Origin of the sequence: Amycolatopsis oliviviridis, assembly GCF_014654365.1 — a bacterium.
Classification (GTDB): Bacteria; Actinomycetota; Actinomycetes; order Mycobacteriales; family Pseudonocardiaceae; genus Amycolatopsis; species Amycolatopsis oliviviridis.
Map to the genome: position 1 here is coordinate 454,283 of NZ_BNAY01000007.1, position 25,676 is coordinate 479,958.

Consider the following 25,676-nt stretch of genomic DNA (forward strand, 5'->3'; position numbering starts at 1 on the left):
ACCGAATCGGGGCATCCCTTTTCAGGTTCGCCTCCCGTTCCACCCCCTCGCGTCGGCGACCGCGCTCTCCAGCCTCGTCCTCGCCGTTGTCGTCGGCGCCATGGCACACAGTGCGGACACCTCGGGCAAGGCGCCCAGTGAGTTCTTGTTCGTCAGTGACGGTTCGGACGAACTCGCCGCCGCGACAGAAGCGGCGCTGCGGACCACGAGCGTTCCGGAGCACCGGATTTCCGTCCTGGTCGGACCGGGTACGCGGCCGTTGTGCGAATCGTGATCACCGGGCCACCGGCAACGTCGGAACCGCGCTGCTCGCCGCCCTGGCCTTGGGCGGCGATGACCTGATCGGCGTGGCCCGGAGATTGCCCGACACGACGGCCACGCCGTATCGGGCGGCGAGCTGGTGTGCGAGAGACCTGAGCGAACCCGGTAGCGAACGCGAACTGGCGGTGCTGCTGGAAGGCGCGGACGCGGTCATCCATCTCGCGTGGGCGATTTCCCCAGAGCGCGGGGAGCCGCCGATGTGGCGCACCAACGACCACGGGACGCGGCATGTGCTCGACGCGGTGGCCGCGGCCGCGGTCCCGCACGTGGTGGTCCTGTCGTCTGTGGCTGAGTACGTGCCCGCGCCGTCGAGCTACTCGACCACCGCCCGGTCGGTGACGCGGCCGTCCGGCATTTGCCGGCCCACCGCCCACGATGTTCTCGTTTCGAGTGATCGCGCTCGTTCCGGACCACTTGCCGTTTGACCTGGGCGACGGCGGGGTAAACGCGAAGAGCAGTCTCGTCGACCGGGATATCCAGCTGACTCGAAGGGTGTGGACGGAGGAGGGCTCGTGGAGCACCAGGAGGTCGGGATCACGCCGTTCAACGTCGAGTCCGCGCTCGTGCTGAGCTTCTCCGGTGTGATTTCCGCCGAGACGGGGCCAAACCTCGCTGCAAGACTCGCTGATGTGGTCGCCGTGCTGCCGCCCCCGCCGTTGGTCGTGCTTGATCTGCGCAGGGTCATCGAGCTGTCCGCGTCCGGGGCCTGTGTGCTCGCCGATTTCGTTCGGGATCGGGCCGGGAACGATATCCGGTTCGCCGCGGTGCTTGACATTGGCTCCGTCGCTTCGGGCACGCTTCGCCGTCAGATACCTGGCGACGTCCTTCCGGTCTACGCGAGTGTGGATGCGGCGATTTCCGCCGACGAGACCGACGCCGAGGCACTGATCGGTGACTTGGATGTCCAGCTGGCCGCGTTGACGAGGGTGCTGCTCGAAGCGGATACGGTCGAGCAGGCGCTGCGGCAGGTGGTAGCTGCCGCGGTGGCCGTGCTTCCGCACGCTCGAGTCATCAGCGTCACTCTGCGTGATTCTGCGGGCCGGTTCTCCACCCCGGTTCAGACCGACAGTGTCGCCGCGGAACTCGACCGGATCCAATACGCCACCGGCAGTGGCCCGTGCGTCGATGTCGCTCGGCCCGAGAGCCCTGGTTATGTCCTCGCCCAGGACCTCACCGGCCCGACCGCATGGCCCCAGTTCTCCGCAGTCGCCACGGCGCATGGCTATGGTTCGGTGCTCTCCACCGCGCTGCAGCCGCTCACCCGGCCCGCCGAGGTCGGCGGTGCGCTGAATATTTACAGCCACCGCCACGGTTTCACCTCTGACGACCGCCATCGCGCCTTGCTGCTGGCCACCCATGCCACGCTCGTCTTGGTCCGCACCAGTGATGTCGAGATCGCCGATCTGAAATTCGGACAGTTGCACCGGGCGATCGAATCCCGCGATGTGATCGGGCAGGCCAAAGGAATTCTCATGGCCCGGCAAGGGCTCACCGCAGGCGAAGCGTTCGATCTGTTGCGCCGGACGTCTCAGGACCTCAACGTCAAACTTGCCGACATCGCCGCCACGCTCGCCGAACGGCACGATGAGCTCGACGCGTTCGAAGGAGAACCCACGCAGTGAACACTGCGAGCGGACGGAGTTGCCTTCGGCTGGGCTGTTGCCGCGGCAAGACTCGCCCTACGGTGTCGATCTGGATCGGAGATCGATCGAATCGGCGCCGGTGCTCGCGCTGCGTCATGGGCCTCATCCAGCGGACAACGAGCCGGATAGGACATGATTAGGCGTCCGGGTTTGTCGAGTTTGTGTGATGTTCGGGTGCGTGTGGAGGTCGGTGGTGGACGGGCTACGCCGTGATCGGTTGTGGCAGGTCGTCACCGAGCGAGCGGGCGGCAGTTGGCCGGAGGCCGGTTGGGTCGGTGTCGTGTGTTCGGTGGCGGGAGAATGCACCGAGGCGGACGGCGCGGCCATCTCCCTGCGCGCGCAGGGAGACCGGCAGGAGTTGGTCGCGTTCACCGACGACTGGTCCAGTCACCTGGAGGAACTGCAGTTCACGGTCGGCGAGGGGCCTGCCGCGGAGGCGTATGCCACGGGCGGGCCGGTGCTGGTGAGTGATCTGGCGTTCGAGGAGTACCGGTGGCCGGGGTTCACGGACGGGGCGGCGGAGCACGGCCTTCGCGCGGTGTTCGCGTTCCCATTGCAGGTCGGTGCGATCCTGCTGGGCACGCTGAGCCTCTACCGGCGCGTGCCGGAGGCGTTGGGCGTGGACGCGCTGGGTGATGCGCTGATTCTCGCCGACATCGCCACATCGGCGCTGGTGAGCGACGCCAGTAGCGTGAACGGGCCGATAGCTCCTTGGGCGCGCATGGAGGCCGAGGGGCATTACGACGACGTGAACATCGCCACGGGCATGCTCGCAGCCGAACTCGGGATCAGCCTCGGTGAGGCGTTACTGAGGCTACGCGCGCATGCGTTCAGTCATCGGATCCCGATCACCGAGGTAGCGAGAATGGTCATGAACCGGCAGCTGCGCTTCGACACGTCCGCCGACTAATGCCGCGCCACGAGCAGGGACCATGTGGCCGCCGTATGCTGTCCGATGTGAGTACCCCCAGCCAATTCAGCGACGAAGTCGCGGGTATCACGACGCTGCTGGCCGCCCGCCACAGCGCGTTGACCATCCTGCGCGCCGTGACCGAGGCGTGCGGGACGGTACTTGCCGCGGAAGCCACCGGAATATTGGTCCGCGACCCGCGTGGCGGTTTCGCGGTGGTCGACGCATCGGACGACAAGGTCCGATTCAGCGAGTTCCTGCAGGCACACCTCGGCGAAGGACCGTGCGTGGACTCCATCGACGCCAACGAGGTCGTCAACACCGACGACCTCCGCGCGGAAGAAAGGTGGCCGCGTTTCGTGTCGGAAGCGACCGCTGCGGGCTTTCACGCGGTCTACGCCTTTCCGATGCGGTTGATCGACCACGCGATCGGCGGGCTCAACATCTTCTTCGCCCAACCCGTCTCGCTCACGGACGAGCGGCTACGGCAGGCACAGGTACTGGCCGACCTCGCTGTGCTCGGCCTGACCCAGGAGCGGGACCAGCGGCGGATCGAGCGCCTTGCCGAGCGCACGATGGGCACCCTCAACGACCGTGCTCGGGTGCAGCAGGCGGTCGGGTTCGTCGCCGCGACGCTGAACATAACCCCGAAAGCCGCTCGCGCGGCCATCGTCGTGTTCACCAGCAGGGCCACACGGTCGATCCAGGACGTCGCCGAAGACCTCATCAACGGCACCCTCGAACCGGCCGCGATCACGTCGCCCAGGCCCTAGCCGGCTCTCAGTCCCACCGCACATCGGGGTCCGCACGGCTTTCCGCGGTGGCGTTGACAATCGTGATCATCCTGGCCGCCTTGACACTACAGACGGCTTGCTCCAGCGAATCTCGCAGATGATCGCGCGCTTCCTCCCGGCCGCACACTCGTTGAACCTGCAGAATCCCCACGGCGCGATTCACCGTCGCGCGCACCCGCATCTGATCCAGCAGATTCCAGGCAGCCGCTTCTTGACACGCCATGGGCTCCGGCGACGGGAAAGTCACATCACCACGGTCCCCCACCTGAGCGCGAGATACCAGGGCGGACCGGGAACACGCGGCATTCCGCCTCACAAAACCACCCCGATCGCGTTGTTGCGCGCGTCCTGGCGGGCCGGACGAGTTCACAGTTGAGCTAGGTGTCGCCGGGGATGGTGAAGGCGGCCCAGAGAAGTTCGGCGGCTTGGCGTGCTTCTGGTGTGGGGACGATGGCTGGGGTGCCATCGGGTGTGGGCTGGGGCGTGTGGCTGAGGTGTTCGATGAGGGCGACTGCGAGGTCGCGGATTTTGACGTTGAATTGCTGGCTGGTTCGGCGCAGGGTGGCCCAGGCTTCGTCGGGACCGCAGTGGCGAGCGGCGATGATCGCGCCTTTGGCCTGCTCGATCACGGCGCGGGAGCGGATCAGCGCGATCATCTGCTCGGAGTTCGCGCTGGTGTGGGCTTCGGCGACGATGAGGGTCGCGATGACGATGGCTTCGTAGCGGGTCAAGACCCGAAGAGCCTCGCTGGTGCCGGGGTGGTCCAGGGTGACGGAGAGGACCAGGAGAGTCCCCCCCCGTCGTCGTAGTAGGTGGGCAGGGCGGCTACGCCGTGAACTCGGGCCCAGGTCGAGGCCAATGACGGGAACTGACAGGTGATCGTGTCGAGAGTCAGTTCCGGCCATCGGGGGTCGGTGAACAGATCATCGGTGAGGACGGGCTCGGCGGTGGCCGCGGCGTCGGGGATCGGCCCGCCGAACAGCTGAGTCTGGGCGGGTGCGACGTGTTCGGCGATGCCGGTGGTGACCAGGACGGTAAGGGGTTCCCCGTGGTGGGTGATGCTGACAGCGGCGCCGAGGGCGCCGGGGATGTCCGCGCTGATGCGGTCCAGCAGGGTGTGCAGCAGGGCGGCGGCGGGGATGTCGTCGGTGGCCGGCGAACGTGGCGTGTGCGCGGTCATCCTCGTCTCCTTCACACTTCTTGTCAGCGGCTTCAAAGCTGAACAGGTTCAATGTCGATCATGTCAGGGCCTGTGGCTATTCGGCATGCTGTGCCGCTCAGCCAGGGCGCGGATGTGAGCGAGGCGGCAGGACTCGACGCCGATCTTGCGTGTCCGTCCGCCCCTTACCACCCCCGGCGGGGTGTCCTGGCGGGCCGGGCCTTCGTCTGGGTAGCCGGTGGTTCAGGGAGGTGACAGCCTGATGCGATGCGCGATGATGTCGCGGGCGACGCTGAGCAGCGGACGGTCATGGCGGTAGGCGTAGGCGCGCAGTAGCGCCAGCGCCGGCCCGGGCTGGATGCCGAGTTGGACGGTGAGGATGCCGGTGGCTTGGTGAATCTCGGCGCGGTGCAGCGCAAGATGCTTGCCGTCGTCGGTGGCGAGTGGACCCATCGGGGTTTGCAACAGGAGTTGCAGCATGACGACGGCGAGGCGGCCGAGTTCGTGCTCGGTTCCAGGGGCGAAAGGGCCGGGGGTAGACCGGTAGCCGGTCAGCACACCGAGTGGCCCGGCGCCGAAGATGAGTGGGATGGCGATTATGGCGCGGATGGGGGTCCGGAGCGCGGCGGGCTGGAACGCCGGCCAACGGTCAGCGGGAACTGAGGTCAGGTCGGTGACGATGACCGCTTCGCCGAGGCGGGCGGCGTCGGCGCTGGGACCTTCTCCCAGGATGTATTGCAGGTCGTCGAGGTCGTCGAGACGCCGGCGGGCGGGGTCGGACCAGAGAAGTTCCAGGTGTCCCTCGGCGGTGACGACACACAGGGTGAGGCCGTCCAGTTCGAGCAATGTCGCGGCGGTGGCGGGGGACGCGGCCGAGAGATCCCGGCCGGTGTCGGCGGCGCGGCGCAGGTCGGTCAGCAGCGCGGCGAACGGATCGTGTGAGGGCCCGGTGGCTCCGGGCGGGGTGGTCATCGCGTCGGTTCGAGCTCGGTGGGTCCGTGGCCCAAGGCGACGTCGACGGCCAGGTCGCTGAGCGGGATCCGCCGGGCTCTGGCGTGGTCACGCAACCTGGTGAACGCCTCGTCCATGGAGATGCCGAAACGCTCGGTCAGGACTCCTTTTGCCTGTTCGATCGCCACTCGGGTGTTGAGTGCTCCGACGCTGGTCTCGGGGGAGCGTAGCGGCACGGCCGCGATCGCGACGATGCCCGCTCGGTGGGCATGGAGTGCGAACCTGGGCCAGCGGGCCGTGCCGAGACTGTCGTCTCCAAACGCCACGGGGCCAAGCGAGCCTCGGCTGCGGGTGCTGTCCAGACAGGGACCTTCACCGAGCTCGACCTGGATTTCCTCCAGTTCTCGGCAGCGTTCGTCGGACGCGGTGGCGTAAGCGACCCGGCCCCTGTCGTTGATGATGGTGATCCCGGCACATTGCACCGTCAGCAGCGCGGTCGCATGGCCGGTCAGGTCGTGGAGCAGTTCAACGACATCGAAGTCGTCGCCCCTGTGTGTGAGGTCGATTACCGCCTCGGCAATCCGAGCGTCTCGTTCCGTGGCAGGGATAATGCGCCGCCGATCAGTCGTGTCCCGCATCCGTGACCATGGGCAGGGGCCCGGCGCACGACCGACGAAGAGAATACGGTGACCTTGTGGTGAGGCCATGTCGTGCACGCTGACAGGGAACGTTCGCCTCGAATCCTGCTCGCCCTGTCCAAGGTCCCGCTGCAATGACTGCTTCCACGCAATCCCGGCAACTTACGATGCGTAAGTCACCCTACGCCTTCACTTGGCCGGTAACTAGGAACCGTTACCCCGCGAAAAGGCGTCACGTCCGAGCACCTCCAGGACGCGAGGGTCGGCGCCGCGGCCCTGCTTGTGGCCGGGCGGGGTGAAGGCCAAGCCGCCCTCGCGGCGGTAGGACTCGATGGCTTCCAGCACTGGGGCGCGCGAGTGATCTCCTGTGAAGGTCAGCGGCCCAGGGCGTTCTCTAGTTCCTTCTTGGTCATGCTGGAGCGGCCTTTGATGTCGCGCTTTTTCGCCTCGTTGTAGAGCTGGTCCTTGGTCGGGCCGCCCGGTCCCTCGCGGTTGCCGTACCGCTTCCCGCCGCGCTTCTGCGGGGAGGTGTCACGAGTGGAACTTTTGCTGGCGGAACGAGATTCACCGGACTGCGCGCGGTTCTTGTTGACCGTCCGCGCGGCGATCTCCTCGGCACGGCCAGTACTGGCGCCCTGATTCGTCCTGCGGCAAAACAGGGAGGATCGCGAGAGCGTCCCGAATTCACCCGATCTGGAGCCGGCTTCGCGCTCGAGCGCTGATCCTGTTTCACGCCGGCGACGCGGGGTACACCGAGGGATCCTCATCGGGAGGTCACCTTGGTGACATCGAGACACTCCGGCGAACCCGACGGGCCGACCGACCTGCCGCGGCGATCGTGGTGGGCCGTCCTCAAGCGGACGGTCGTCCAGTTCGTCCGCGACAACCAGTTGGACTGGGCTGCCGCGCTCACCTATTACGGCGTCCTTTCGCTGTTCCCCGGCCTGGTGGTCCTGACCGCCATCCTCGGCCTGCTCGGGCCGTCGGCCACGCAGGCGCTGATCGACAACGCCGGGCGGATCGTGCCCGGTGAAGGACGTGAGATCCTGATCGACGCGATCGAAGAGCTGTCCCGATCGAGTGGGGTGGCCGGTACGGCGGCGATCCTCGGTGTGCTCGCGGCACTCTGGTCCGCCTCGGGCTACATCGGCGCGTTCATGCGGGCTTCCAACGTCATCTACTCGATGCCCGAGGGCCGCCCGGTGTGGAAGACGTGGCCGTTGCGGCTCGGTCTCACCGTCGCCCTGCTCGTCATTCTCGCTCTCTGCGCGATCGGGGTGGTCGCGACGGGCGGCATCGCCCGTGCGCTCGGTGATGTCGTGGGGCTGGGTTCGACCGGCGTCCTGGTCTGGGACATCGCGAAGTGGCCGGTCATCGCGATGCTGGCGGTCCTGGCGTTCGCGGTGCTCTACTGGGCGAGTCCCAATGTGCGTCAACCGGGGTTCCGCTGGATGACTCCCGGTGGCCTGCTCGCCGTGCTGCTGTGGGCGGCAGCGACGGCCGGCTTCGCCATCTATGTAGGAAATTTCGCTTCGTACAACAAGATCTACGGCTCGCTTGCCGGGGTGATCGTCTTCCTGGTCTGGCTTTGGATCTCGAATATCGCGCTTCTGTTCGGAGCCGAACTCGACGCGGAACTCGCGCGAGGCAGGGAGTTGGCGGCGGGACGGACGGCCGAGGACGAGCCGTTCCTCCCGCCACGTGACACCAGTTCGATGAGCGAGGAAGAGACCGCCGATATCGCCGCCGTCGAGAGCGAAACGCGGGGTGACAACACGAAGCCCTGACTCGATACCACGCACGCTCTCAGTCGATTCCGCGGGCACGTACCCGATGATCGAGCCGGTTCACCAGGCGAATCCTGCCGTGGTTGGGCACCGAACGGATCGGGTGACCGGCGAGACCCCACTGCTGGAGGAGTGAGTTGGCCGCGACCCAGCCCGTGGTGGCCGCGCGTTCCATGAGGGCGACGGGAAGGTCGACGCGGATGCCGTCTCCCGCGAGCGCCAAGGCCGTCTCGGGCGTCTCCACTGTCGGTCGCCACTCGAAGTCGCCGACGCCGAACAGCGGGCAGTCCTGGCGCCACAACGTGTTCTCGCCGACGACGCGGGCGTCACGGGTCTCCGGGTAGATCTCGTGCAGGCGGGAATCGAGGGCTTTTTCCAAGATATCCGCGGTTGCCGTCGTCGCCGCGTAGGCGTGCAGTTCCACGACCGATCCGCCGGTGCGAGCGGCCCAGCGCCGTGCTTCGCCCTCATACCGGTCGAGCACGCTGATGTTGTCCAGTGGCGGGACGCTGCCGGTGCCGAGGAACGGTGGCCGCTGTGTCCCGACCGGACGGTCGAGCCAGAGCCGCCGTACCAGGAACGGCGGCGCGATCCGCAGGCTGGTGATCGCGGCCCGCCAGTCCTCGGTCCCGATATCGGGCGAGGCTTCGACGATCTCGCGCAGTCCGGCGATGTCGCAGGCGAGTACGACGCCGTCGAAGGTTTCGCTGTGATCGCCGGTCTCGATGGTGAAGCCGGTGGGTGTCCTGGCCAGCCGATCGACCTTCGTCCCGGTGCGGAGTTCGACGCGGCGGCCGGTCAGGTAGCCGGCGAGCGGATCCCACAGCGCTTGCGGGAAGGGCTCGTTCGGCACGTCGAAGAGGAGCCCTTCACTGGAGCCGAGGAAGTAGAGGTGGAACATCGTCGCGAGTTCGGCCGCCGACAGTTCGTGTGGTTCCGCGAAGAAGCTGCGGGAGAACACTTCGAACGCGAGATGCCTTGCCGCGTCGGGGAAGTTGAGCGATTCGAGGAACGAGGCGGCGTCGGTCCGGTCGAGCAGGTGGTAGGTCTCGGGCACGCTGACCGTCGCCAGCGGCAGGGCGTTGCGGCCGTCGAGCCGCAACAGGTCCTTCCAGGTGAAGGTCGGGCTTCGCAAGGCGAAGGCGACCGCGTTCCAGGGAGGTGTGCGGGGGAGGCCCGCGAAGGTGTCGACACGTCCGTGTGCGTCGAGCAGCGGGTAGTCGGTCAGCGGCGTGAGCCGATCCAGGCGGGGGTCGGTGCGTTTGAGCAGCGCGCGCAGGTTGTAGTACTGCCGGAAGAACGCGTGGAAGCCCCGGCTCATGGTCACCGGGGTGCCGTCGGGCAGCTGTTCCCGCCAGCCGCCGACCCGGCCGCCGAGGTGGTCTTCGCGTTCGAAGACGGTGACGGCGACGCCACGTTCGGCCAGTCCGGTCGCCGCGGTGAGCCCGGCGATACCGGCTCCCACGATCGCCGCGGTCGGACGTCTGCCGAGCTGAGCGGCGTCGATCAGCCCTGGGGACGCCGGGTGCGTGACGATCCTGGGGTCCCGCGGCCGTGTCATGGAGCTGTCCCGGTCACGGTGTGGACGATGCCGCGTTGCCAGCCGGGGACGGTCTCGGCGCGGACGTCCACGAAGCCCGCGTCGGTGAGGCGGCGGCAAAGCGCCGTGATGCCGTCGAACTCGAGCACGCTGCGGCGGAGGTGGCGGTAGAGGGTCGCGTCGCCGGTGGTGATCTTCCCGAGCGGGATGATCACACCGGAGCACACGGCGTTCCAGACCCGGCGGGCTCGCCGGGAGTCCTGGACGGAGTACTCGTGCACCGCGATCCGGCCCCCTGAGTGGAGCAGACCGCGTAACCGTCGTAGTTGCCCGGTCGGATCGGTGAGGTTGCGGAGCAGGTATGCGGCCAGGATCCCGTCGAACGGCCCGCGCACTTCCGCCAGTTCTTCGACCGGGGTGTGGACGAATTCGACGGAAGAGGGCCAGTCTTTGGCGCGGGCCCTGGTCAGCATCTCGCCGGACGCGTCGAACGCGGTGATCCGCGCGTCCGGGGCCACGGACAGCAGTGCGGCCGTCGACGCCCCGGTTCCGCATCCGGCGTCCAGCAGGCGGGGGCCGGTGACACCCAGCCGCCGGGCGGAGAGCCGGAGGTGCTCGTGGTAGCCGGGGTTGGCGGCGACCAGCCGGTCGTACCAGCGTGCTTCGGTGTCGAACGCGGACGGGACCGCGGTACGGGGCAGGCCGTCCTTCGCCATCGCGTTCACGAAGCCTCCTCACGCGGCCGGGACCGTTCCCAGGCCAGCAGGACCGCGGTCACCAGGGCGAACCCGAACAGGAAGTCCTCGACCGGGATGTCCCAGGGAAACCGCAGGCCGGTGACGTGCTCGGGGGCGTAGAGCACGATCGGTGCGGACAGCTTCGTCAGCCAGCCGTCGACGGGGATCTGGAAGGCGGTGACGATCGCCATCGTGAGCCAGTACGCGAGCTTGCGGAACAGCCCGGTCTTCAGCAGAACCAGTTCGACCGCCACCACCACGACCACCGCGGCGACGGCCGGAACCGTGTAACCCCAGGGAATCATCGCGAGGCCACCTTCTCGCTCCGTCGCCGGACCGCGGTGAGCGTGACCTGGACCGCCTCGTAGGTCAGCACTCCGCAGACCGGGATCACCACGAAGAACAAGATTTCTTCCAGCGGGATGGAGAACGGCGCCCGGATTCCCGTGACGAACCCCGGCGCGTAACCCCAGACTCCACCGGCGATCGCCAGGGCGTCCCAGATCAAGAAGACCACCGCGACAGGGAGTATCGCGCCGGCGAGCCGCTTCGGCCGCCGGTAGACGCGCGCACCGGCCATCTCCAGCGGCAAGGTCACGAGCACGCACGCGGCCAGGACGATGAGGTATTCGGCCTTGCCCACTCAGCTCACCGCCGGTATCGGTGCGGCGTGCCTGATCCGGGCCAGCCCCGTCCGGGCCAAGGCGCCGCAGGCGACCGCGAGACGTCGTCGCCGGGACACTGTCGCCCGGCCCGCGAAGACGTCGTGGTCGGCGTCTTCGATCCGGTCGAGGATGCGGCTGTACAGGGTCGCCGCGGTGGCCACGCAGGGCCGGGAGACCGGATGCAGCATCGCGATCCCCGGCCGGGCTTCGGCGTAGATCCGCCGCGTCACCGCGATCTGCTCCTTGATCGCGGCCCGGACCGGTGCGTCAGCGCGGCCGTGGCGGGCACACCAGGAGAGCCGGTCGCGGTCGACGCCGTGTTCTTCGAGCTCGTCGGCGGGAAGATAGACACGTCCGCGCTCGAAATCCTCGGCGACGTCACGAAGGAAATTGGTGAGCTGGAAAGCCTTGCCCAGCGCGGCGGCCCGGGGAGCGGCTTCCGCCCGCGGCGAGACCGCTCCGAGGATGGGCAGCATCTGGAGGCCGATCACTTCCGCCGAGCCGTGCATGTAGACGTCGAGGTCGGCCCGGGTCGCGTAATCGGTCACGTGCAGGTCCATCCGCATCGAGGAGAAGAAGGCGCGGAAGAGCCGATCCTCCAGTTCGTATCTCGACGCCGTGTCGATGACGGCGGTCAGCAGTGGGTCGTCGCTGGCGCCCTCGGCCAGATCGGCGAGGAAGCGTTCTTCCACTTCGGACAGTCGCTGTGCCAGCGAGCGAGGCGTGGCTCCGGAGTCGGGCTCGTCGACGATGTCGTCCAGCCAGCGAGCGAAACCGTAGAGCGCGTGGACGGCGGGCCGCTGCACCGGGGCCAGCATCCGGGTCGCCAGGAAATAGGTGCGGCCGTGCCGGGCGTTGACGCCGCGACACCAGGTGTAGGCGGTACGCAGAGCGGGTTCGTGGATCCCGGCGGCGTCGAGTTCGCGTTCGGTCATCGGCTTGCCTCCGCCGCCAGGTCGAGTACGCGGGCGCGGTGGCCGGTCACCCCGGTGACGCGGTCGGCGGCGAGCCTGCCGGAGATCAGCACGGTCGGCACCCCGACGCCCGGTACCGTCGCGCCTCCCGCGAGGACGACGTTCTCCGTTCCCCGTGGGAGGTTCTTGGGCCGGAACGGTCCGGTCTGGCCGAAGGAGTGCGCGTAGCTGAAGGGAGTTCCCGCGACCAGGCCACGGGCGGCCCAGTCGGCGGGGCTGATGACTTCCGTGAACTCGGGTTCGAAGCTCAACGACAAACGCTCTCGTGCCACGGCAAGGATCTCCTCGGCATACGGTCCCGCTTCGGCCGCCCAGTCCAGCGGACCGCGGTGGAGGTTCGGAACCGGCGCGAGGATCGAGTAGAGCTGACGGCCGGCCGGCGCGAGACCGGGATCGGTCGCGGTGGGCCGGGTGATCAGCAGCGAGGGGTCGGTCATGCGGCGGCCGCCGGTGATCAGTTCGTCGAAGGTCGAGCGCCATGCCCGCCCGAACGAGATCGTGTGGTGCCCGCCGTCCGGTTTCCCGCCGGGGCCGCCGGTGTGCACGACCAGGGCCGATGGCGCGGGTCGCAGCGGAATCACGCGTTTCGGTGCCCGGCCGAGGAGGCGGTGACTTTCGGGTAGTTCGGTGGTCAGGACGACTGCGTCGCACGGATGGCGTGCGCCCGAGGTCGTGCGGACCGCGCTGACGCGGTGGCCTTGGCGTTCGAGTGTCCGCACGGCGTCGCCATAATGGAACGTGACGCCGTTCGCGGCGGCGACCCGGGCGAGTGCCTGGGGGAGTGCCGCGACGCCGCCGGGCGGGAAGTAGACGCCGCCGACGGTGTCCATGTAGGAGATGACGGCGTAGAGGGCCAGTGCTCGCATCGGTGACTCGCCCGCGTAGAGCGCTTGGAAAGTGAACACGCGTTTGAGCCGCTCGTCGGACAGGAATGTGCCGATCTTGGGTTCCAGCCGCCGGAAACCGCCCAGCGCCGCCAGCCGGGCGAGATCCGGGCGGAGCATGCCCAAGGGGGAGTCGATGTTCGAGTCGATGAAGCGGCGGAACTCGGTGCGGTAGAGGCGGGTCAGCCACTCGCGAAGCCGGACGTATCCGGCCGCCTCGGCGGGACCGGCGAATTCCCGCACCGCGTCCGTCATCGCGGTGGCGTCGGTGTGCACGGGAAGTACGCTGCCGTCCGCGAATCGCGCGACGTATGCCGGATCCAACCGCGTCAGTGGCAACTCGTCCGACAGCTCCGCTCCGACGGCGCCGAAGGTGTCCCGCAGGATCGAGGGCATGGTGAGCACGGTCGGCCCGGTGTCGAGCCGGTAGCCCTTCCGCTCGATCCGCCCCGCGCGGCCGCCGGGAACCGGATCCCGTTCGAGGACGACGACCTCGCGGCCCCGGCCTGCCAGGTGCAGCGCCGCCGCGAGCCCTGACAGTCCCGCACCGACCACGACGATCCGGTCCGTCCGGCCGGGTACGGTTTTCACTGGTCCCGCTCCGTGCACCGGGTGGCGAGTGTGGCGAGTGCGTCCGCCGCCGGGGCGGGGAACACCGCCGGATCGATCGCGGCGAGTGCTTTGTCGGCTCGTTCCCGGATGAGCTCGCCGAGACGTTCGTGGGCGCCCGTGGCCTCGATGAGGTCGCGCCATCGGGAAACGGCTTCGTCGTCCACTTCGGACAGGGCGAGCAGTTCGTCGAGTTCCGCGCGCTGCCGCCGGTCGGCCCGCTCGGCGGCGAGGACGACGACGCTGGACGCCTTGCGTTCACGGAGGTCGTCCCCGGAAGGTTTTCCGGTGACCGCTGGATCGCCGAAGACGCCCAGCAGGTCGTCCCGGAACTGGAACGCCTCGCCGACCAGGCTGCCGTATTCGGCGAGGGAGACGAGTACGTCGGGTCCGCAGCCCGCCAGGGCTGCCCCGAACTCCAGCGGCCTGCGCACGGTGTAGTTGCCGGATTTGCGGCGCAGAACGTCGAGCAGGGTGTCCCAGCCGGGCAGTGTCCGTGCGTCGTTCACCAGGTCGGCGAGCTGGCCGACGGCGAGTTCTTCGCGCATCAGGTCATACCGTGGCCAGCCCCGCGCCAGTGCTTCTTCGTCCAGTCCGGATTCGCGGAGCATCCGCTCGGACCAGACCAGGAAGAGGTCGCCGGACAACGTGGCCGCGGCCTCGCCGAAGCGGCGGGCGGAACCGCTCCAGTCTTTTTCGCTGTGCCACCGACCGAAGCGGACGTGCAGGGAAGGCCGACCGCGCCGTAGCTGCGAGCCGTCCATGACGTCGTCCTGTGCGAGCGCGAAACAGTGCAGCAGTTCCAGACACGCCGCTGCCCGCACTGCGGCGTCCGAGTCCGGGGCGCCGCACCTCCAGCCCACGTAGGCGAACATCGGGCGAAGACATTTCCCGCCACTCGCGAATTCGGGAAGGATGGATTCCGCGAGTTCGCCTTCGCGACGGCCGGAGAAGCACTCCGTCGCCCGATCGTGGACGAACGCGTGCGCTTCGGCCAGGCAGCGCTCGCCCAGCCCCTCCAGCAACGGAATGGACGCCGCGCCCGGAGGCGCCGCCTCCTTGGTCAACGCCGACGTCATCCGACTGGACCTCCTGCTCACTGAAATACGATTCACAACCGGCTCATGATCCATACCTCTTCATCGGCGGGTACCCAGTCGGCCGGATGTCAATCCTGTGATCACTCTTCTCGCTGTCGAAGCGTTGCGGGATCGCTTCATCGGCCTGAGGATGGTTTTAGTGGACGTTGTCGTCGAGCGGGAGAGCCACAGTGGACTTCAGGCGTCGAATGCTCCGGGCATGGCCGTCTACCTGGCCGGTCCAGCCCTTCAAGGAACCCGCCTGGGCCAGGCAGGAACCCACTTTTCAGGACTGTTCCCCGGCTCTCATCGATGCTGCTGTCAAACGTGCCGACGCACGGACGGCGGGCAACTGGTTCGTCGCGGGGGCGAGCCGGGAGATCAGCCGGGACAAGCCGTTCGGTTTCCGGGTGGGGGACCGTGAACTGGTCGGTTGGCGCGATCAGGGCGGGGCGGTGGTCGTCGGAACCGGCGCGTGCCCGCATCTGGGCGCTCCGCTGGATCAAGCCCGCGTCCATTGTGGAGAGCTGGTCTGCCGCTGGCACGGAATGCGGATCGGTCCCGAGCGCCCGGGCTGGTCACCCTTGCCGTCCTACGACGACGGCGTCCTTGTCTGGGTACGGCTCGATCGGTTAGGCGGCGAGACACCCACGGAGAAACCTGTCGTGCCGTCGCGACCCGGCGGCGAGACAGTGGTCGACGCCGTCGCGACCTTGACCGGCGTCTGCGAGCCACTGGACGTCGTCGCCAACCGGCTCGATCCCTGGCACGGCGCCTGGTTCCACCCGTACTCCTTCACCCGGCTCCGCGTTCTGTCAGCCCCGCAAGGAAATGACGTGACCGAAGCCGACGACCGGTTCGTCGTCGAGGTGACCTTCCGGCTCGCGGGCAAGCTGGGTGTCCCGGTGATCGCCGAGTTCACCTGCCCCGAGCCGCGGACGGTGGTCATGACGATCGTCGATGGCGAGGGTGTCGGCAGCGTGGTCGAAACCCACGCGACCCCACTCGGGGCGGGCCCCGACGGTCACCCGCGTACCGCCGTGATCGAAGCGACCATCGCCACTTCCGAAAGGCCTGGTTTCGCTGCGGCCACCAGGATCGCTCCGGCCCTGCGCCCCCTCATGCGCCGAGCGTCGGCCCGGCTCTGGCGGGACGACCTCGCCTACGCCGAACGTCGTTATGCGTTGAGAACCGGTCGAAGCTGAGGGCCTGCGTGCCGTCGGAGCGAGCGGACATTGCCGAACCACTGGACCTTACGCTGAAGCGAGGTGATCCGGTTCATCGAGTTCCGCGAGCCAGGCCGACGCCTGCTCGGGATCCAGGCACGGAATATTCAACTCTCGGAGCCGACGAAGTTTCGCGGTGTCGGCACGGCTACCGCGGCCACTGAGTACGGCGTGGTCGGCGACCGCGCAGACCAGCGCGGGATGCGGAATCTCGACTGCGCCGAAACCACGCGACGCGGCGGCCCCGATGATCTTTCCCAGAACGGCAGGGGCACCCAGGTAAAGGACCGTCCTGCCGTGCGGCCGTGAGGTCATCCGCTTCCACCATGTTCGCATGATGTGCGAATGCCCGGTGAGCACGCGAACAAACCATGAGCGGACACAAAAACGTGGCCGGTCTCGGAGCCGCCGCGGTTTTCGAGAAAGGTCTTGAAGCGGTCGAGGTCGCCGTGGACGCGGCGATGCCCATCAGACGGCTCGTGGTGACGTGGGGCGACGGTCGATGGTGCCGGCGATGCCGCCGAGGGCGATCATGCCGAGGGCCAGGCCGAGGTGCAGCCAGTTGTCGGCGGGGTTGACGGGTACGAAGTTCGCCGGGGAGTCGTGGTCGATGACGAGGCCGTAGAGCCATAGCAGGAGGTAGATCACTCCGCCGCCGATCAGGTAGCCGACGGCGCTGCGGGATGTGCGGGCCAGGAGAAGCCCGGCGACGCCGAAGAGCAGGTGCACGATGTTGTGCAGGACCGAGACCATGAAGACGCCGAGCAGCATCGCGGACGAGTGGTGTCCGGCGAAGGAGAGCTGGTCGTAGTCGGTGGTGAGGCCTGGGATGAAGCCGGCGATGCCGACGAGCAGGAACACCACTCCGACGGCGGCCGCGGTCAGCTGTGCGGGCGTCCGGGCGGTCTTGGTGGCCGTGGTGGTTCGGGTCATGGCGAAATCTCCTCGAACTCGACGATGATTTTCGCGAACCCTCAAGCGATACCCGGTGTGGTGCGGGCGAAACGACGAGACGGAATCGGTGCGAGGCCGTCGACGGCCTCGACGACGGCCGCGGGCCGGATACCGTCGAGGCAGGGATGGCCGGGCACCGGGCAGACCCGGGCTCGGCTATCGCGGCAACCGGCGTGCTGGTCGCCGAGCAGTGCGGCCGGAACGCCGTATGGGGCCCAGCGCGAAGCGGGTACGACCGGCGCGAAAAGCGAGACCACCGGGGTCCCGACGGCCGCCGCGAGATGGGCGGGACCGGTGTTGGGCGCGACCACCGCGTCCGCTCCGGCGAGGACGGCGGCCAGTTCGGCCAGACCGGTGCGACCGCCCAGATCGAGCGCGGTCCCCGCGACCTCCGCGGTCAAGTCGCTTTCCGCAGGTGACCCCGTCACGACGACCCGGCGCCCGGCGGCTTGCAGTGCCCGGACGATCGCCGCGGACCGACGCGCCGAGGGCTGCCGCGCCGGAACCGACGCGGCGGGGTGGACGACGACGTAGCCTTCGCCGGGCCCGCCGACGAGGCCATCCACGTCCGGAAGCGGGTGGCGGATCGCGAGGCCGCCGTTGTCGTTGTACGGCAAAGAGAATCCGGCCGCCTGCGCGAGAGAGAGCATTCGGAGCGCTTCCGGCGGATCGCCGGGGACGTGGTGCCGGAGGTCGAGCAGTGAGCCGGGATAGTCGTCGCAGACCGCGCCGATCCACGGCACCCCGGCCATTCTCAGGAGCAAGGCCAGCGGCAAGGGGGACTGGTGGAACGACGTCAGGATCAGCGCGGCGTCGAGGAACAGCTCTCGCAGCCCATGGACGAACGCCTCGGTTTCTCCCGGATCGATCGGCGGGGGGTCGGGATCGATCCACGGCGCGCACCACGTGAGGACTTCGTCGACGCCGGGAAGGAGCTCACCCGCGGCACGTCCTCGCGGTCCGGTGAGCAGGGTGACCCTGGCGGAGCCGGCCGCGACGGCGCGGACGCAAGGGCCCGCGAGCAGGACGTCGCCCAGATTGTCCATCCTCGCGACGAGCACGTTCCCCTTCATCGGGAGCCCGTGACGGCCAGGTGTACCGCCTCGGCGAGATCGCGGGCGACGGTCGCCCGGCGGCGCGCCCGGTCGACCTCCTCGGAACGGGTGCGGGCCGTCGGGATCAGGATCCCGCGGGCACCCGCGGCGGTCGCCGCGTCGACATCGGCGCCGGTGTCGCCGATGACCACGCAGCGGCGGACGTCCACCCCGAGCGCTTCGGCGGCCCGGCGTATCAAGCCGGGAGCGGGTTTCCGGCAGACGCAACCGTCTTCGTCGTCGTGCACGCAGACCTGCCAGGTACCGAAGGGGCCTAGGAGCTCTTCGACCCGGCTGTTCACCGCGGTCAGGCGGTCGGGGGTGATCAGGCCCTTGGCGACACCGGATTGGTTGCTGACGACCCCGATCCGTATTCCGGCCGCGCGCACGTCGTGGAGGAGTTCTTTGGCGCCGGGGACGGGGCGGACGCCGTCGGGGTCGTCGAGGTACGGGACGTCGACGATCAGGGTGTCGTCCCGGTCGAACAGCACCGCGTGCGGTCGCCGGTACAGCCGATGCCGCAGTTCGCCGCGCAACCGGTGGTAACAGGCCGCGGGCGGGATCAGCACACTGGTCAGCAGCATGCGCGAGACCTCACCCGGGGTGAGCGGGCCGGTCGCGATCCGGCGGGCGGCGAACTCGGCGGTCAGCCCGGTCCAGAGGCCCGCCGCGGCGGTGGCGGCCCTACGCCGTCCGAACGCGAACAATGCCGCGGCGGCCAGAGCGCTCGTGGTGGTGAGCGCGTGCCGTCCGAGCCGTCCCCGACCGGCTCCGGTCTGCTGCCGCCACAGCACGCCGTGACTGCGCCGCATGAGCGCGTCGTCGGAATTGCCGCGCTGGGCACGCAGGCTGGCGAGCGGACCGGATCGTTTCGGCGGATGCGTGGTGACCCTCTGGCCTTTCGCGATCAGATAACCGGCTTTGGCGACCTTCAGCGCCAGGTCGGAGTCCTCGCGGTAGGCGCGGGGAAACCGTTCGTCGAAGCCGCCGACCTCGGCGAGTACGGCACGCCGGTAGGCCATGTCCGCGGTGATCCACCTCGCGGTCTCCAGCCCGGCCGTCCCGCGTTCGTCGTCAGTGGGACGCCGTTCTCGCGGCAACGGCACAGTGATCCGTGCCTGGGATGCCGCCGTCTTCGCGTCGAGCGGAAGCAGGTCTTCGGCGAGTTCCCGCGACCAGTCGGCGCCGACCTTCACGTCGTCGTCGAGGAAGGCGATCCATTCGGTGCTCGCGCGCCGCCAGCCGGCGTTGCGCGCGGCGGCGGGACCTCGCCCACCGCCGCGGATCACCTCCACCTCCGGGGTCATCGGGAGGAGCCGCAGCTCGGCGCCGTCGGGGCGGTCGTCGACCACGATGATCCGGGCAGGCCTCGGCTCGCCGGCGGCTTCGATCCCGCGGAGCAGCTCGTGCAGGTTGTCGCGTCCGGTGGTCGGAACCACGATGGTGTAGTCGAGAGGGCTCACCTGATCGCGATACCCACTGGGGACACCACCAAACGCAACCGTCCACAGTGGAGTGAAGGGCTTCTGAGGTGTCACGGCCGCCGAACCGGGTAACCGACGGGCATGGTGAAGATCCACAACCCCGCAGACCTGGAATCCGTGCTCGGCTCGGCGAAGAAGGCGGCCCGGGACTGGGCAGCCACCCCGGCGGCCGAACGCGGAGCGGCGATCAAGGACGCGGCGAGAGGACTGCGTGAGCGGGTGGGCGAGCTCGCCGCCCTCCTCGAGGGCGAGACCGGGAAACTCCGCGCCGAGGCGGAGGAAAGCGTCCTCGCCGGTGTCGGCACGCTGGAACAGTACGCCGAACTCGGGCCGGTGCACCGCGGCCGCTCCCTGCTCGGGAACCCCGGCGCCACCGACCTGATGGTGCCCGAGCCGCGCGGCGTGGTGGTCGCGCTGACCCCGTGGAACGATCCGATCGCGGTGGCCTGCGGCCTGCTCGGCGCGGCGCTCGCCACCGGCAACACGGTCGTGCACAAGCCCAGCGAACGGTGCCCGGACACCGGAGCCAGGCTTGGTGCGGCGCTGTCTTCGACGCTGCCGGACGGAGTACTTCAGACGGTCCAGGGGGACGGTGCGGTCGGGGCCGCGCTGGCGGAGAGCCCGGACGTCGACGTGGTGGCCCATGTCGGGAGCACTGCGGCGGGCCGGTCGATCGCGGCGGCGACGGCGCGAACGGGAGCGAAGGCGTTGCTGGAGAACGGTGGCAACGACGCGCTGGTGATCGACGCCGACGTGGATCCTCGGTGGGCGGCCGCGCAGGCGGCGACCGGGGCTTTCGCCAACGCGGGGCAGATCTGTGTGGCCGTCGAGCGGATCTACGCGCACCAGGAGGTTGCCGAGGCCTTCCTCGACGCGCTGGTCCAGGAGGCAGGGAACCGTGAGATCGCCCCGCTCGTCGACCGGCGCCATCGCGAAGGTGTGCACGACCAGGTGGTCGAGGCGATCGCGCAGGGCGCGGAACCGCTGACCGGCGGGAAGCTTCCGGACGGGCCGGGCTCGTTTTACCCGGCGACCGTCCTGGCGGGCTGCACCGCGGAGATGCGGGTGTTCCGGGAAGAGACTTTCGGCCCGGTCGCGCCGGTGTGCGTGGTCCCGGATTTCGAGCAGGGGCTGGAGCTGGCGGCCGCGGACGACTACGGGCTCGCCGCCACGGTGCTCACGTCGTCGATGGAGCACGCCCAGCGCGCCTGGCGGCGGCTGCCCGTCGGCACGGTGAAGATCAACGACGTCTTCGGGGGCGCCCCCGGCGGCTCGGCGCATCCGCGCCGGGCCAGCGGGAGCGGTTATGGTTACGGCCCCGAATTGCTCGACGAGATGACCCAGACGAAGGTCGTTCACCTCGCCCCGCCCGGGCCCTGAGCCGCTGTTCCCAGCCCGATGACGGTGAAGCCCGCTTCGCCGACGGCCGCCGGATCGAGGAGGTTCCTCGTGTCGACGACGATCGCCTGGTCGGTGGCCGCGGCGAGGCGTGCCCAGTCGAGTTCCCGGAACTCGGGCCATTCGGTCAGCACGACCAGCGCCTCGGCGTCTTTCGCCACCAGGTACGGATCGTCGACGACCTGGACGATGTCCGGCGCGGCGCTCGCGACGCCGGGGTCGTAGCCGGTCAGAATCGCGCCGCTCCTGGCGAGTTCACCGGCGATCGCCAGCGCGGGGGAGTCCCGCAGATCCCCGGTGCCCGCCTTGAACGCCAGTCCGAGCAGGCCGATCCGGGTTCCGGTGAGTGAACCGTCCGTCGCACCGGTGATCGCGAGGCGGATCTTGCGCACCACGGCCGATTGGTGCCGGGCGTTGGCTTTCAGGACGTCCCGCAGCATGCCGAAGTCGACACCCGCGCGTTCCGCCGTCCGCACCAGTGCGGCGGTGTCCTTGGGCAGGCACGAACCTCCCCAGCCGGGGCCCGGCCGCAGAAAGGCGGGCCCGATGCGGGAGTCGAGGCCGATCAGCCTTCCGACGGCACGGATGTCGGCTCCGTGGTGCTCGCACAGTTCCGCGAGAGTGTTCACATAGGACAGTTTCATCGCCAGGAAGGCGTTGCTGGCGTATTTCGCCAGCTCGGCGCTCGCCGGGTCGGTGAACCACACCGGCGCGTCGATTCCCCGGTACAGCGCGGCCACCCGTTCGGCGGCGGGACGGTCTTCGTCGCGAGAGCCGAGCACGATCCGCTCCGGGCGCAGGAAATCCTCGACGGCGTGGCCTTCACGGAGGAACTCGGGATTGCCGACCACCGGGAGATCCGCGTCGCCGAGCAACTCCGGCAGCCGGTTCCCCGTGCCCACGGGGACCGTGGACTTCGTGACGACGACACATCCCGGCGTCAGTAGCCCGGGCAGTCCGGTCACCACTTCTTCCAGCGCCCGGACGTCCGCGTCGCCGCCTTCGCCTTGGGGCGTGGGCAGGCAGAGCAGGACGACGTCCACGGCGGCCAGTCCGTCCGTCTTGGTGCTGAACAGCAGACGCCCGCAGATCAGGCCGTCGCGGACCAGCTCGGCCAGTCCCGGCTCGGCGATGGCGACCTCGCCCCGGTTCAATTCGTCTACTTTGGACTGATCGCTGTCGACGCAGACGACGTCGTGGCCAAGGTGGGTGAAGCACGCGGCGCTCGTCAAACCGACGTACCCCGCCCCGATGACGCCGATCCGCTCAACCATGGGAAGCACCGGCCCGGAGCAGTTCGCCCGCCGCGGCGATGACCCGCTCTTCGCGGAGCAGCAGAAGACCCGCGTCCGGCTCGCCCGCGTGCGGATCACCGACGTCGCCCACCCAGAGGACCGTGTGCTGCCGTGCCTCGGGCGGCGGCCCCCAGAGCCGGGGCGGAGTCGGCCCGAACAGGAGGACCGACGGCGTGCCGTAGGCGGTGGCGAGATGGCCGACGCCGGTGTCCCCGCAGACGACCAATGCCGCTTCGGCCACGGTCGCGGCCAGTTCCGCGAGGCCGGAGTCTCCGGCGAGGACCGCGTCCGCGGGGAGGCCCGCTCGGTCCGCGACCTCGCGCGCGAGCGGGGCTTCCGGCGCGCTCCCCGTGATCACCACCCGGTGCCCTCCGGCCAGTTCCCGCGCCACCCGCGCGTAGCGTTCGGCCGGCCAGCGCCGGGCGGCGAAGGCGGCACCGGGATGGATCACCACCGCCCCGGGCGCGGGGCTGGGTCCCGGTGGCGGTGGGAGGGCGAGGTCCGCGCGGTCGGCGGGGATCCGCGCGGCCTCCAGGAGACGGCACCAGCGGTCGACCTCGTGGACGTCGGCCGGCCAGTCCGGGCCGTCGACGCCGGGGAAGTCGGGATGCCGGTGGGTGATCAGCTCGACCGGATCCTGGGCGGGCAGATCATGGATGCTCTCCGGACCACGGCCGTGCAGGTTGACCGCCAGCCGCGGCGGCTCTCCGGGCCAGGACAGCTCACCGAGCCCCGCTGTCGGGAGTAGTTCGTCCACGGCGTCGATCAGCTCGACGATGTCCCGCAGGTTTTCCGGCGCGGCGAGCACCAGCCGTTCGCCGTCGAAGGCGCGGCGCAGGGCGCGCAGCGCGGGGACAGCGGTGAGCAGGTCACCCAGGCCGAGCGCGCGCAACACCAGGATGCCGCCGCTCATGGCCACGACCCTTCTTCGGAGGCGCACACGACGAGTTCGCGGACCTCGCATCCGGGCGGTTGCGAGAGAGCGAACACCACGGACGCGGCGACGTGCTCGGGCTGGTTGAGTTTCGCGTCGGGTGGCGGCTTGTACTGTGCGGCACGGTCGTCGAAGAACGCCGTGTGCATCCCGCCGGGGACGAGCAGGGTCACACCGACGCGGCCTGCGAGTTCCATCGCGAGGGCCCTGGTGAAGCCCACGACACCGAACTTGGAGGCGCAATAGGCACTCGCGTCACCGGCGACCCGCAGTCCCAGTGTCGAAGCGCAGGTCACGACGGTGCCGTGGCTCAGGCGCAGATGCGGCAGCGCCGCGCGGACGACCGCCGCCGTGCCGAGCAGGTTGACCTTGACCACCCGCTCCCAGTCCTCTGTGGACACGTCGTCGAGCGCGCCGCAGGCGTCGGTGCCCGCCGCGGTGAACACGCCGTCGAGACCGCCGGCGCGTTCGGCGAGTTCGTCGACGGCGTTCGCGGCCGCGGCGGAGTCCGCCAGATCGGCCTGGACGAAGGCGACGTCGTCCGCGGGTCGCGCGCGGTCGATGACGAGCGGGGTGCCACCCGCCTCGCGGACGGCGTCGACCGCCGCCGCACCGAGCCCGGAGGCGCCGCCGGTGATCAGGACATTGCCGAGGGGAGGCATCATGCTCCTTCCGCCGCGGCCACCAACCGGGAGGTGGAATAGCCGCGGATGGTCGGGATCAGGACGATTTCGCCGCCGTGCCGTCGCACCACGGCGCTTTCGGGGAGTTCTGTGTCCGCGTAGTCGCCGCCCTTGACCCAGATGTCCGGGCGCAGACGGTCCAGCAACGCGGCCGGATTCGGTTCGTCGAACACCGCCACGGCGTCGACGGAACTCAATTCGGTCAGCAGGCGGGCCCGGTCTCGGGCGGCCACGATCGGCCGTCCTGGCCCTTTCAGCCCGCGGACCGACTGGTCGGAGTTGAGGCACACGACGAGGGCGTCACCCAAGGCACGGGCCTGCCTCAGCAGACTCGCGTGTCCGGGATGCAGCAGGTCGAAGCACCCGCCGGTGGCGACCAGCCTGCCGCCGCGGGCGCGCACTCGCGCGGCGACGTCGAAGGCCGACAGCCCGCGATGAGCGGGTTCCGGCGCGGGGGCGTAATCCACAGTGGACAGTGCGGCGGCACCGCCGGTCGCGACGAAGCGTGCCGCCGTCTCGACACCTGTGGCCACCGCGTCGGCGGTGGAGGCGCCGTCGAGCAACGCGGCGGCGGCAGCGGAGGAGAACCGGTCGCCCGCGCCGCAGGTGTCCTTGGCGGCGATGCCCGAGGGCGGCCGGAACGTCTCGCTCCGCCCGTCTTCGGCGAGCACCGCCCCGCGCGAGCCCGTGGTGACACTGACCGCGTCGACACTCCAGGAACAGCGCATCGCCTCGGCCAGCTCCCCGGCGTCGGCCCGCCTTCCGGCGAAGTGACAGGCCTCGGTCAGATTCGGGGTGACCAAGCGGATCCCCCGCGTGGGCCGCGCGCCGCGGGGATGCGGATCCCAGACGATGGGGATCGTTCCGGCCAGTTCGGCGAGCAGCTTCCGGATGCCCGGATGTTCGGTGACTCCGCGTCCGTAGTCGGCGACGAGGATCGCCCCCGCCGAACGCACCGTCTCCACCACCGCAGGGGCCGGGGGAGCGGCCCCTGCCGTACCGTCGCCGCTGTCGAGGCGGACCAGCGACTGCCCGGCGGCCCGCACCCTCGTCTTGGTGACGGTGGTGCCGTCCATCGGCATCCGGATCAGCCCGACCTCGCGCTCGAGCAGGCCGGCCAGGGCATGCCCGGCCCGGTCGTCGCCCATCGGGGTGACCAGGAGGACCTCGGCGGTGGACCGCGCCGCGAGCAGGGCGGCCAGCCCGGCGCCACCCGGTCGGCGCCACTCACGGGCGACGTCGACGACGGGGACCGGCGCGTCCGGGCAGAGCCGCTCCGAGGTTCCCTCGACGTCCACGTCCAGCAGGACGTCACCGAGCACGACGAGCGGCCTCACGTGGGCACCCCGAGCGCGTCGTCCAGCGCGGTGCACAGGGCGTGCACCAGGGCCAGATGGATCTCCTGCACCGTGGCCATCGACGGCGCCTCCACCGGGATCGCCTCGTGACAGAGCGCCGCGAGCGGATTGGGAGAGGGCCCGGTGAGCGCCCAGGTCGTGACGCCCACTTCGTGTGCGGCCTTCGCCGCCGCGACGACGTTCTGGCTACCGCCGCTGGTCGACAGACACACGAGGACGTCACCGGGACGACCGTGCGCCCGGACCTGCCTCGCGAACAGCTCGTGTTCGCCGTAATCGTTGGCGATGGCCGTGGCCGCGGAGGTGTCCGCGTGCAGGGCGATCGCCGAGAACGGCCGCCGATCGTTGCGGAAGCGGCCTACCAGCTCACCGGTGAGATGCTGGGCTTCGGCGGCGCTCCCGCCGTTTCCGCAGGCGAGCAGCCTGCCGCCCGAGGACAGTACGGCGGCCAGATGGTCACCCCAGTCTCGGATCTTCGGCCCCCAGGAAACGGATTTCCCGGCGGCCTCGCTCAATGCGGCGAAGTGTTCTTCGATCACGACACACCTCCAGCGGCGTT

Annotated in this window: 30 protein-coding genes; 9 read left to right on the plus strand and 21 right to left on the minus strand. The window is 69.5% G+C overall.

Going from position 1 to position 25,676, the window contains the following annotated elements:
* The first annotated feature begins 100 nt into the window (after nucleotides 1–100).
* From IE302_RS29645 to IE302_RS29665, 5 genes are all read left to right on the plus strand, one after another.
* Nucleotides 101–274 carry a hypothetical protein gene (locus IE302_RS29645; protein ID WP_191257712.1) on the plus strand — a complete coding sequence of 58 codons (174 nt, stop codon included), beginning with the start codon at nucleotides 101–103 and terminating at the stop codon, nucleotides 272–274.
* Nucleotides 275–323: 49 nt separating this feature from the next.
* Complete coding sequence (locus IE302_RS29650) at nucleotides 324–746, plus strand: NAD-dependent epimerase/dehydratase family protein (protein WP_229908000.1); 423 nt, start codon at nucleotides 324–326, stop codon at nucleotides 744–746.
* Between the two features lie 87 nt (nucleotides 747–833).
* Entirely contained in the window at nucleotides 834–1,943 is a 1,110-nt protein-coding gene (locus IE302_RS29655; protein WP_229908001.1) for an ANTAR domain-containing protein, read from the plus strand.
* Nucleotides 1,944–2,157: 214 nt separating this feature from the next.
* On the plus strand, nucleotides 2,158–2,874 hold the full coding sequence (locus IE302_RS29660) for a GAF and ANTAR domain-containing protein (protein WP_229908002.1): 717 nt from the start codon (nucleotides 2,158–2,160) through the stop codon (nucleotides 2,872–2,874).
* 47 nt (nucleotides 2,875–2,921) lie between these two features.
* Nucleotides 2,922–3,647, plus strand: a complete 726-nt coding sequence (locus tag IE302_RS29665; protein ID WP_229908003.1) for a GAF domain-containing protein — start codon at nucleotides 2,922–2,924, stop codon at nucleotides 3,645–3,647.
* A gap of 7 nt (nucleotides 3,648–3,654) precedes the next feature.
* Here the strand turns inward: IE302_RS29665 and IE302_RS29670 are convergent, their stop codons facing one another.
* From IE302_RS29670 to IE302_RS29690, 6 genes are all read right to left on the minus strand, one after another.
* A complete protein-coding gene (locus IE302_RS29670; protein ID WP_191257715.1) occupies nucleotides 3,655–3,915 on the minus strand; it encodes a hypothetical protein in 261 nt (86 codons plus the stop codon).
* Nucleotides 3,916–4,045: 130 nt separating this feature from the next.
* A complete protein-coding gene (locus tag IE302_RS42850) occupies nucleotides 4,046–4,399 on the minus strand; it encodes an ANTAR domain-containing protein (protein ID WP_229908004.1) in 354 nt (117 codons plus the stop codon).
* A complete protein-coding gene (locus IE302_RS42855) occupies nucleotides 4,396–4,848 on the minus strand; it encodes a hypothetical protein (protein ID WP_229908005.1) in 453 nt (150 codons plus the stop codon). The genes IE302_RS42850 and IE302_RS42855 overlap by 4 nt, the downstream gene beginning before the upstream one ends.
* Before the next feature lie 222 nt (nucleotides 4,849–5,070).
* Nucleotides 5,071–5,799: a GAF and ANTAR domain-containing protein gene (locus IE302_RS29680; protein ID WP_191257716.1), complete on the minus strand. Its 729-nt coding sequence runs from the start codon at nucleotides 5,797–5,799 to the stop codon at nucleotides 5,071–5,073.
* Nucleotides 5,796–6,416 carry an ANTAR domain-containing protein gene (locus IE302_RS29685; RefSeq protein ID WP_229908006.1) on the minus strand — a complete coding sequence of 207 codons (621 nt, stop codon included), beginning with the start codon at nucleotides 6,414–6,416 and terminating at the stop codon, nucleotides 5,796–5,798. The genes IE302_RS29680 and IE302_RS29685 overlap by 4 nt, the downstream gene beginning before the upstream one ends.
* Nucleotides 6,417–6,790: 374 nt before the next feature.
* On the minus strand, nucleotides 6,791–7,183 hold the full coding sequence (locus IE302_RS29690; RefSeq protein WP_229908007.1) for a hypothetical protein: 393 nt from the start codon (nucleotides 7,181–7,183) through the stop codon (nucleotides 6,791–6,793).
* Between the two features lie 12 nt (nucleotides 7,184–7,195).
* Here IE302_RS29690 and IE302_RS29695 point away from each other — a divergent pair, with 12 nt between their 5' ends.
* Complete coding sequence (locus tag IE302_RS29695; RefSeq protein WP_191257717.1) at nucleotides 7,196–8,203, plus strand: YihY/virulence factor BrkB family protein; 1,008 nt, start codon at nucleotides 7,196–7,198, stop codon at nucleotides 8,201–8,203.
* Nucleotides 8,204–8,222: 19 nt separating this feature from the next.
* On the opposite strand, the gene IE302_RS29700 is transcribed toward IE302_RS29695, so the two are convergent.
* From IE302_RS29700 to IE302_RS29730, 7 genes are read right to left on the minus strand one after another with little or no spacing between them, the layout of a single operon-like run.
* Nucleotides 8,223–9,764 (minus strand): FAD-dependent oxidoreductase, encoded by a 1,542-nt coding sequence (locus IE302_RS29700; protein ID WP_191257718.1) that lies wholly within the window; start codon nucleotides 9,762–9,764, stop codon nucleotides 8,223–8,225.
* On the minus strand, nucleotides 9,761–10,459 hold the full coding sequence (locus tag IE302_RS29705) for a class I SAM-dependent methyltransferase (RefSeq protein ID WP_191257811.1): 699 nt from the start codon (nucleotides 10,457–10,459) through the stop codon (nucleotides 9,761–9,763). Before IE302_RS29705 ends, IE302_RS29700 begins: the two co-directional genes overlap by 4 nt.
* Before the next feature lie 5 nt (nucleotides 10,460–10,464).
* Complete coding sequence (locus tag IE302_RS29710; protein ID WP_191257719.1) at nucleotides 10,465–10,785, minus strand: lycopene cyclase domain-containing protein; 321 nt, start codon at nucleotides 10,783–10,785, stop codon at nucleotides 10,465–10,467.
* On the minus strand, nucleotides 10,782–11,123 hold the full coding sequence (locus IE302_RS29715) for a lycopene cyclase domain-containing protein (RefSeq protein ID WP_191257720.1): 342 nt from the start codon (nucleotides 11,121–11,123) through the stop codon (nucleotides 10,782–10,784). Before IE302_RS29715 ends, IE302_RS29710 begins: the two co-directional genes overlap by 4 nt.
* On the minus strand, nucleotides 11,124–12,080 hold the full coding sequence (locus tag IE302_RS29720; RefSeq protein ID WP_191257721.1) for a phytoene/squalene synthase family protein: 957 nt from the start codon (nucleotides 12,078–12,080) through the stop codon (nucleotides 11,124–11,126).
* Nucleotides 12,077–13,594 carry a phytoene desaturase family protein gene (gene crtI / locus IE302_RS29725; RefSeq protein WP_191257722.1) on the minus strand — a complete coding sequence of 506 codons (1,518 nt, stop codon included), beginning with the start codon at nucleotides 13,592–13,594 and terminating at the stop codon, nucleotides 12,077–12,079. The genes IE302_RS29720 and crtI overlap by 4 nt, the downstream gene beginning before the upstream one ends.
* Nucleotides 13,591–14,691: a polyprenyl synthetase family protein gene (locus tag IE302_RS29730; RefSeq protein ID WP_191257723.1), complete on the minus strand. Its 1,101-nt coding sequence runs from the start codon at nucleotides 14,689–14,691 to the stop codon at nucleotides 13,591–13,593. The genes crtI and IE302_RS29730 overlap by 4 nt, the downstream gene beginning before the upstream one ends.
* A 209-nt stretch (nucleotides 14,692–14,900) precedes the next feature.
* On the opposite strand from IE302_RS29730, the gene IE302_RS29735 reads away from it, so the two are divergent.
* Both IE302_RS29735 and IE302_RS29740 read left to right on the plus strand, forming a co-directional pair.
* Complete coding sequence (locus tag IE302_RS29735; RefSeq protein ID WP_191257812.1) at nucleotides 14,901–15,896, plus strand: Rieske (2Fe-2S) protein; 996 nt, start codon at nucleotides 14,901–14,903, stop codon at nucleotides 15,894–15,896.
* Between the two features lie 63 nt (nucleotides 15,897–15,959).
* Nucleotides 15,960–16,226, plus strand: a complete 267-nt coding sequence (locus IE302_RS29740; protein ID WP_191257724.1) for a hypothetical protein — start codon at nucleotides 15,960–15,962, stop codon at nucleotides 16,224–16,226.
* Between the two features lie 159 nt (nucleotides 16,227–16,385).
* Here IE302_RS29740 and IE302_RS29745 read toward each other — a convergent pair whose 3' ends face one another.
* Genes IE302_RS29745 through IE302_RS29755 form a run of 3 tightly spaced genes read right to left on the minus strand, consistent with a single transcriptional unit; the run spans nucleotide 16,386 to nucleotide 19,428 of the window.
* Entirely contained in the window at nucleotides 16,386–16,850 is a 465-nt protein-coding gene (locus IE302_RS29745) for a DUF4383 domain-containing protein (RefSeq protein WP_191257725.1), read from the minus strand.
* 41 nt (nucleotides 16,851–16,891) lie between these two features.
* The gene (locus tag IE302_RS29750) at nucleotides 16,892–17,944 is read right to left on the minus strand and encodes a glycosyltransferase family 9 protein (protein ID WP_191257726.1); all 1,053 of its coding nucleotides are present in this window, start codon (nucleotides 17,942–17,944) and stop codon (nucleotides 16,892–16,894) included.
* Nucleotides 17,941–19,428 carry an HAD-IIIA family hydrolase gene (locus IE302_RS29755; RefSeq protein ID WP_191257727.1) on the minus strand — a complete coding sequence of 496 codons (1,488 nt, stop codon included), beginning with the start codon at nucleotides 19,426–19,428 and terminating at the stop codon, nucleotides 17,941–17,943. The genes IE302_RS29750 and IE302_RS29755 overlap by 4 nt, the downstream gene beginning before the upstream one ends.
* Before the next feature lie 102 nt (nucleotides 19,429–19,530).
* Between IE302_RS29755 and IE302_RS29760 the strand changes: the two genes are divergently transcribed.
* Entirely contained in the window at nucleotides 19,531–20,829 is a 1,299-nt protein-coding gene (locus tag IE302_RS29760; protein WP_191257728.1) for an aldehyde dehydrogenase family protein, read from the plus strand.
* Here IE302_RS29760 and IE302_RS29765 read toward each other — a convergent pair.
* The 5 genes from IE302_RS29765 to IE302_RS29785 are packed head-to-tail and all read right to left on the minus strand — an operon-like array spanning nucleotide 20,805 to nucleotide 25,656.
* On the minus strand, nucleotides 20,805–22,121 hold the full coding sequence (locus IE302_RS29765; RefSeq protein ID WP_191257729.1) for a UDP-glucose dehydrogenase family protein: 1,317 nt from the start codon (nucleotides 22,119–22,121) through the stop codon (nucleotides 20,805–20,807). The two genes, IE302_RS29760 and IE302_RS29765, sit on opposite strands and share 25 nt — an antisense overlap.
* Nucleotides 22,114–23,055 (minus strand): glycosyltransferase family 9 protein, encoded by a 942-nt coding sequence (locus IE302_RS29770; RefSeq protein WP_191257730.1) that lies wholly within the window; start codon nucleotides 23,053–23,055, stop codon nucleotides 22,114–22,116. Before IE302_RS29770 ends, IE302_RS29765 begins: the two co-directional genes overlap by 8 nt.
* Nucleotides 23,052–23,738: an SDR family oxidoreductase gene (locus IE302_RS29775; protein ID WP_191257813.1), complete on the minus strand. Its 687-nt coding sequence runs from the start codon at nucleotides 23,736–23,738 to the stop codon at nucleotides 23,052–23,054. The genes IE302_RS29770 and IE302_RS29775 overlap by 4 nt, the downstream gene beginning before the upstream one ends.
* A complete protein-coding gene (locus IE302_RS29780; RefSeq protein ID WP_191257731.1) occupies nucleotides 23,738–25,096 on the minus strand; it encodes a PfkB family carbohydrate kinase in 1,359 nt (452 codons plus the stop codon). Before IE302_RS29780 ends, IE302_RS29775 begins: the two co-directional genes overlap by 1 nt.
* On the minus strand, nucleotides 25,093–25,656 hold the full coding sequence (locus IE302_RS29785; RefSeq protein ID WP_191257732.1) for a D-sedoheptulose-7-phosphate isomerase: 564 nt from the start codon (nucleotides 25,654–25,656) through the stop codon (nucleotides 25,093–25,095). The genes IE302_RS29780 and IE302_RS29785 overlap by 4 nt, the downstream gene beginning before the upstream one ends.
* Nucleotides 25,657–25,676: the final 20 nt, after the last annotated feature.